Source organism: Prosthecobacter dejongeii, assembly GCF_014203045.1.
Taxonomy (GTDB): domain Bacteria; phylum Verrucomicrobiota; class Verrucomicrobiia; order Verrucomicrobiales; family Verrucomicrobiaceae; genus Prosthecobacter; species Prosthecobacter dejongeii.
In genome coordinates, this window is record NZ_JACHIF010000018.1 from 1 (window position 1) to 7,001 (window position 7,001).

Consider the following 7,001-nt stretch of genomic DNA (forward strand, 5'->3'; position numbering starts at 1 on the left):
TCAAAGGCGTCCACCAAGGCGGCGACATTCGGTGCGGTCTGCGGTGCCAGTAACCCGGCTTGCGCATCCCCCACATGCAGCACTTGCAGCGTGAAACGGCTGACATTGAAGAGGCTCAGCGTGTTGCTCGTCTCATTGGTCACCGCGATCATCGGCTGACCATTCGGAGACTGAGCGGCACTGATGAAGGTGATGCCTTCAGGGTTTAGATCCGTCGGTAAACTGACGAAACCCGCCTGCACCACACGAGAAGGATCCGTGATATCAAACACCATCACGCCACGGGCTCTCTCAAGACCCACGAAAGCATAAAGACGTTTCTCGATTTCACCGATGACGACACCTTCCGGTTCTGCGGCCTTGTTATCGCTGCGACCATCGTCATACCAAGGTTCACCCAAGCTGGCGACGAGGCGCTCCATCAAGTCAGCGCTGTCATAAACGATCTCGCCCGCAGCATTCAAGATGGAGATAGAACGGCCGCCGTAAGCCAAGATACGATCCACATCGCCATCATTGTCCGTGTCACCCCGAAGACCTGCCGAATTCGACACGGTCAAGCGGCCTAACCGACTGTTTGCTTTCAGCTCCGCAGCGTTCGGGAACACCGTAGGATCCAGCACATAACCTCCAGCGCCCACGCGGATGGTTTCGGTCTGAAAATCGTCTCGGTCGTCGCCTTCATTGGCCGTGATGTAGTAGGTTTGCCCATTGGCCTGGAAGGCGGTGATGGCATCCGGCATGTAAAGACCAAAGACCGGATTGCCCGTGGTCAGTTTGATGGCACCCGTGCTGCCACCTTCGGCATCGCGGTCGCTGAAGTCCGCCAGCAAGGTGCTGAAGTCTTTTTCGCCCAAAGGTTTGATCGAAGTGAAGGTCTTGCTCGTGAGGTCTAAAAGAGCTACGGCGTTTGCTTCCTGCAAAGTCACCAGCGCGGTCAAGTTGTCTGGAGCCACCGCGATGTACTCGGGCTCAAAGTCGAGCGAAGGCAGACGCAGAATGCCAGAGCCTGGAGGGCTTTCAAAAATGCGCACGCCTTGAGCTTTCAGCGCAGCGGCCTGAGCATCAAAGGCGGTGAAGCCGACTGTCGTCACCGTCGGTGCGGTGAAGCCACCAGCCACCTCAATGATGGAAACTGAGCCCGGTGCTGTATCTGCACCCCCAGCCTGCATTTCCCCTTCATTGGCTGTCAGCACCCGAGCAGCATTCGGTGTGAAAGTGATCATGTCAGGCAGCACACCTACTGGAACGATGCTGAGCAAAGTGCTATCGGCTGCGTTAAGAAACACCACACTGCCAGGCTGGCTTTTCACCGCGTTAGGCACTGCCACTGCCACCACGCCATTGCGGCTAGCCACGCTCGTGATATCCGTCGAGCTGAGGTTGAATGGAGGCAGGGTAAAATTAATCGTCCCGAGGTTCACAGGAAAGGCTGCGTCCTGCATGGCCAACACCTGGAGACCCACACTGCTGGTGACAAACAGACGCTTGCTCGCAGGATCGTAAGCGGAGATTTCCGAACCCGCCAAGGGCACGGTGGAGACATGAGTGAACTGCAAAGGTCCACGCGTGGTGATGGCTGGCGCGGGAGGGAGAGTCGCTGCACCATTGATCACGCCGGGTGAACCCACATCTGCCCCGGTGACAGCAAACCGCCCGCCTAAACGGTAACCATTCGCAGCCAAATAACGAGGAGCACCGAGCGTGGAAGCTGGGTCATAAACCAGAGCGGTAAAATCATTGGAGGCACCTGCTGAAATACCTGCCTGACCGCCTAGTGAAGACAGTCCAAAAGGACGCGTGAAGGCATTGGCGGCATAACTAAAAGTGAAGACTTCCACCTGATTGTTGGTGTAAAGTGTGATGCTGTCATCGGCATCCAGCGTCGGTGCACCTGCTGTCTGCTGCACCTGAACGGTATCCGAAAGCCCCCACCAGGCACGGAAAGCAGCGGGATCACCCGTCGTCAGGATCAACGATTCACCGGCTGCTAGAGAGACGCCCGCAGGCAGTTTCCAGGCCTGGGCCGCTGTCACATCGCGGCGGCTGTCATCCCATGTATAGCCGCCTAAAGCCACAGCTTCAGCACTGAAATTTGTCAGTTCCCAGTAATCAGCGGCACCCGTGGGTGCGCTAGGCGATTGGTTAGACTGCACCTCCGTGAGGCGGAGGTTTGGTGGAGGCAGGTCACCATCATCCAGCACGGTCAGGTCCTGCCGGGCCAAGGTGGTGCCTGACGCGAGTGCGGCAACTTGAAGGCTCTGCGCACCATCCACCAGGAAATCATTCACCGCCGTCACGTCAAAGTTAACGGACGTTTGTCCCGCAGGGATCGTCACCAAGGAAGGCACGGTGACTTCTGAAGGTTCACTGGACAGAAGCGTGACGTCCAAGGCAGCCGAAGTATCACCGCTGCGGATCAGGGTGCCTGCACCAGCAGGGTTAGCCACGCTCTCAGAAAAGACTTTTGGGGCGATGGTCATGGAAAGCGTCACCGTAGGCTCCTGAACGGCACCACCGCCATTTCCTGGAGATCCCACATCTGCACCCGTGACTGCGGTGACACCTCCATGAGTGCCTGCCCCAGAGAATGTGTAACGTGGCTGGATGCGCCCAGAGGTGGCATCCCAGACCAGAGCTGCCGTCGCGGCCCCACCAGCGGATTCACCCGCCTGTCCGCCCAGAGCGGACAAACCATTCACACGATTGAACCCGGCCTGCGCATAGGAAAGAGAGGTCACGACCACACCTGCGCCATCGTAAAGGGTGATGCTGTCATTGGCATCAAGATCAGGAGCACCCACACTTTGAATCACTTGAACTGTCGGCTGCAGGCCCCACCAGGCACGATACGCTGTGGGGTCCATCTTCGTGAAGATGACCGACTCACCAGCGGCGATGGAGGTGCCATTGGCCACAGCCCAGGGTGAAGCGGAAGCAAAGCTGCGGCGAGAATCATCCCACCGATAACCCGCGAGTGAGATAGGTGCAGCACCCGTGTTCGTCAGCTCCCAGTAATCTGCGGCGCCCACTGGGGCTGTGGCAGACTGGCTAGACTGCACTTCTGTGATGACCAGCGGAGAGACATCCCCAATCTGCACTACCACCGCTTCTGAAATGGTGACCAAACCGGTAGCATCCGTGGCAACGGCGGTCAGAGAATGCGCCCCCGTCGCTGCACCCATCCACTCAAACGTGAAGGGAGCCGCAAGCACTTCACCGAGTTTATTGAGTCCTTCAAAGAACTCCACCTTCGCAATGGTCCCGTCCACATCTGCGGCACCGGCTGCCAGGAAGATGGAAGCACCTGGCAAAAAGCGAGCACCGGAAAGAGGTTGCGTGAGAGCCACCTGCGGCGCTTGATTCGTCAGCACAGCGCCAGAAACCCAAACAGGCCCATTGACCAAAGTTCCGCGAGTGCGTTTGCCGGCGCTGCTGGAAGTCTGAATGCCGCGACCATCATCCAAACCCAGGCGACCAACCAACCCACCTGCATCCAAAATGGATGCATCGCGGTGACTCAAGATATCTGCGGCAGAGCGCGCGTAGTTCCAAATGCGCACCTCATCCACCACACCTGGGAAGGCCCCCTGAGGGACACCGTCTGAAGTGAAAGCCGTCGCAATGCCAAAAGGCTGAATGCTGTCATAACGTGGCAGTGCTCCTGGCGTGCCCACCACAGTGCCCACAGGCGCACCATCCAGGAAGAAGTTCCACGTGCCCGTCGTGCCATTGTAGCTGACTGCGGCGTGATGCCACTGCCCATCCACGATGGGGGTATGTGTCGCGGTCGCAGAAAAATCCGCTCCACCTGTCACACCATTGACAGGGAAAGCTTCAAACTGCGCGCACAAGAGTCCTCCAGCGGTAAGACCGAGACCGTAGTTAATATCCAGCGTGCTATTGTCAGCCTGACCACGACCTTTGCTGATGAGAGGCAGCAAGTTCCCCAGCCCACCCGCAACAACGCCTTGGCCTTCTTTGCGGAACCAGCATTCCAGAGTGAAGCCATTGGAAGGTGGGCCGCCGACACCCAGTTCTGGAGCGGTGCCGAGTGTGAGGTAATCATTCACGCCATCAAACCATAGGGCCGTATTGGCTGTCGGGACATTTGGGTCCAACTCGACCGCGACCTGGACCGGAGTACTACTCACCACGAGGCCATCCGTATCCGTCACGCGGGCGAGGTAGCGGTAGCTACCTGCTGGCAGGGCATTTTGAGGGAGTTCATAGGGAGCGATTGTGTCCGTGGCTACCACCACACCATTGAGGAGGAATTCCACCTGGGCGATGTCGCTGTCTTCGTCAGTCACCTGTGCCTGAACGTTAAAAGTGGCAGGCGTGGTGAGGGTATCGCCCTCCACAGGATGGGTGAGGGTCACCTTTGGTGCTTTGAGACCACGGAAAAACGCAAAGCTAAACATGTCCTCCGTGGCCGCCCCATTCTGGAGTGCTGGCAAAGCGGTGGCATCAATGATATCGCGGCTTTCGACGATGTAGCGGCTATTCGCCTCATCCCACTGGTAGCTGACGACGTTATCGAAGTTGTTTGCGCCACCACCTTCCGGACTAACTAAAAGTGTGCCTGTGTTCGGATTGTGACCCGTGATTTTAAGGTACCATTGTCCGGTGCCACCTTTGGTCACCTGGACAGGACCGGCGACCACATCCGTCGTGGCATTGCTATTCACTCGCCCCAGTGCGATCAAACCTTCTGTATTGAGTGCTGAAGTAGGCACGTACACGAAGGAAATGGGGTCCTGCTCATTGGCAGCGCCGGTGGCAGCGTTGTCGCGCACAAACAAGTTGAAGGTACCATCGGTATTCGCGCGCGCGGTGGCATAGTTGGCTTCATTCTTAGCATGGGTGACCAGGAGCACTCCATTTTGCGCCGAGTGGCCGCCTACCGCGCGAAGGTCTAACAAGAAGACCCCACTGCCCAGGGTACGAAATTCCGTACCGAGGCGAATGCTCGCGTGGGAGCGGAGTTGATCCGTCACCCCACCATTCGTGCCTGCTGCGTTTCGGGCAAATCCACCCAGCCAGCGACTGTAGGGGAAGAACCCCGCGCCGATGTGCATGTTCACTTCGCCCAATCTCGGAGTGTCGTTGACTGGGATGAAAAAACGCGTGCCAGAGATATCCGCACAAGCGGTGGCGTAAAAGCGACCGATGGTGTCCCCGAAGGCCGTGTTGTCACGACCATTTTCTGCCACACAAGTCACCAAAGTACCTGCGGCTACGTTGTCCGCATTGCCAAAGGCAATGTCAAAGTCACCTCGGTTGCCACCAGCAATGTTGAAGAAGGAAGAACTGCCAGCAGTGGCCGTCAGCGCGACCGAGGTCGCAACATTGCCTGCGTCATTTTGTTGCACCAGGATGGTGCCCACTTGGGTCGTCTGCGCCAAGGCACTGGCCACAGGCAGAGCAAGGCTGAGCAACACCAGGAAAAGGGGGGGTCTAACTTTCATCTTTCAGGAGATTCAAATAAAGGGTTGGTGGTCAGCAAAAGATCAGCGTTGCAGCAGCAGGGACGCCGTTCGGAATTGCCCTTTCTTGCCAGATACCGGCACGCGCAGGATGCCGCCTCCCACACTGTTATCCGTTAGGCCGCGAAGCAGGATACCTGTGGCTGCCGCTTTGCCAGCCAGGGTATTGGCGCTGGCAGGCAATGTCAGCGTGCCGGTGAGACCGCCATCGGCCTTATTGATTTTACCCGTCCAGGCAGCAGGTGGGCCACTCACGGGTGTCTTTGTTGTCAGTGCAAAGCTGGAGGCCAGGGTGAAGGACGTCGGCAAGATAATCGGCACGCCGGTGATGCTACTCAGACCTGCGCCTTGGATTTCCACATTCAACGTCTGCGCCGTGAGACCCAAAATCGTTTCTAGATCCGCCGAGGTTTTGACGGGGTCGAAGGCCGTCGCAATGGCTGTGACGGATAACGGAGCGGCAAAGCCAGCCTCGTAGCTCAGCTCCTTCGCATCCGCCGCTTTGAACCAAACAGCACCCAACTCCAAAGCCGGCAACATGGATGCAGGCTGGCCCAAATTTGGCACAGGCAGCACACCGCCAAAGTAAGAGTCCACCTTATTGCGATAAGGCTGCACCCAGGCCAGGGACTGACCTGTGACGCCCAAGCGCAGGGACAAGGTCATCTTCTGCCCATCCCCCAATTCACCAGCCAAGTTCACGGCACCTTTATTGGTCACCGTTCCTTTGGCCCAGCCGAGGCCCGCAGGGTAGGCGACGCCATCTTGCTCCCCAGCATCCAGCACCATGTTCATGCGGCGTGTCGTCGGTGGGCTAGCACCAAAGGTTGCCATACGGATACCGCGCACCGCACCCACCGAAGAAACGATGGAGTAGGTGCCACTCACCTGAGGACTATCAATGTCCAAGATCATCTGCACAGTGGCTTCCTCCGCTGTTTTGCTGCCTTTGAAGACCATCGGCAAATTCACCTGGCGGCTGCCTGCCATCAGTTCAAAACTGCCTTTGGAGGAGCGACGTGCTGTGCCGCGTACATCCAGGGTGGCAGACCAGAGACCCGACTGAGTCACCGTCACACGCACCATGCCCTGAGGCACATCGTTGGTGTTTTCCAGGAGAGCCTCGTAGCTGCCCAAAAGACGCGCAGGGAAAGCCTCCACCACCAAGGGAACAATGACTGTTTTGACGATCTTCCCACCGGAAATTACCTGGAGTTGCAGGTCATAAAAGGCGGCTGTTCCCCCAAGCACTCCCGTGAGACGATTGGTGGTTGCATTAAACGTTAGTCCTGGAGGCAGACGGCCCACGATCTTCAGGGTCTGGCCAGCCTGAGCATACAAGCCGAGGTTCAGGTCCACACGCTCTCCGACACGTAACCGCGTGGTGGAGTCTCCGCCTAGCAGGATCTCTTCATAATCAGACAAGCCATCGCCATCGCTGTCACGGCCTGCCACTGGGGGCACTGTATCCCCTCGCTCATTCACGTTCTGGATCCGTGTATCCAATGCCTC

At 57.8% G+C, this 7,001-nt stretch carries 2 protein-coding genes; both read right to left on the reverse strand.

Translation table 11 applies throughout. The annotated features are described in order from the left end of the window. A partial coding sequence (locus HNQ64_RS23710; protein WP_184213359.1) for a choice-of-anchor I family protein occupies nt 1-5,471 on the reverse strand: 5,471 nt, incomplete at its 3' end. Nucleotides 5,472-5,513: 42 nt separating this feature from the next. Beyond that, nucleotides 5,514-7,001: thrombospondin type 3 repeat-containing protein (locus tag HNQ64_RS23715; RefSeq protein WP_184213361.1), on the reverse strand; the 1,488-nt coding region annotated here is incomplete at its 5' end.